Annotated in this window: 5 tRNA genes; all 5 read right to left on the bottom strand. The window is 51.9% G+C overall.

Annotated features, from left to right (window positions below):
- Nucleotides 1–77, bottom strand: a tRNA-Pro gene (locus LZ480_RS19735).
- Between the two features lie 6 nt (nt 78–83).
- Nucleotides 84–160, bottom strand: a tRNA-Arg gene (locus tag LZ480_RS19730).
- Between the two features lie 20 nt (nt 161–180).
- Nucleotides 181–269: transfer RNA gene (locus tag LZ480_RS19725), tRNA-Leu, on the bottom strand.
- Between the two features lie 6 nt (nt 270–275).
- A tRNA-Gly gene (locus tag LZ480_RS19720) sits at nt 276–350 on the bottom strand.
- Nucleotides 351–394: 44 nt separating this feature from the next.
- A tRNA-Leu gene (locus tag LZ480_RS19715) sits at nt 395–479 on the bottom strand.
- Between the last annotated feature and the right edge of the window lie 7 nt (nt 480–486).

Below are 486 nucleotides of genomic sequence, written 5' to 3'. Positions count from 1 at the left end.
TGGTCGGAATGACAGGATTCGAACCTACGACCCCTTGGTCCCAAACCAAGTGCTCTACCAAGCTGAGCTACATTCCGATAAATTGGCGCGCCCGGCAGGAGTCGAACCCACAACCTTCTGATCCGTAGTCAGACGCTCTATCCAATTGAGCTACGGGCGCAATAATGTTTTTTTGAAAAATGGTGCCGAGGGCCGGAATCGAACCGGCACGGTGATCACTCACCGCAGGATTTTAAGTCCTGTGCGTCTGCCAGTTCCGCCACCCCGGCATTTTTTGGAGCGGAAGACGAGGTTCGAACTCGCGACCCCCACCTTGGCAAGGTGGTGTTCTACCACTGAACTACTTCCGCAAAAATGCATAAGATATTTTTAATCTGACAATTATGAAATTAAATGGTGCGGGTGAAGGGAGTCGAACCCCCACGCCTTGCGGCGCTAGATCCTAAGTCTAGTGCGTCTGCCAATTCCGCCACACCCGCATAATAT

It is taken from the genome of Solibacillus palustris (assembly GCF_022549215.1).
Classification (GTDB): Bacteria; Bacillota; Bacilli; order Bacillales_A; family Planococcaceae; genus Solibacillus; species Solibacillus daqui.
The sequence above is the reverse complement of the archived record's forward strand: the minus strand, read 5'-3'. Positions and strand labels throughout refer to the sequence as shown.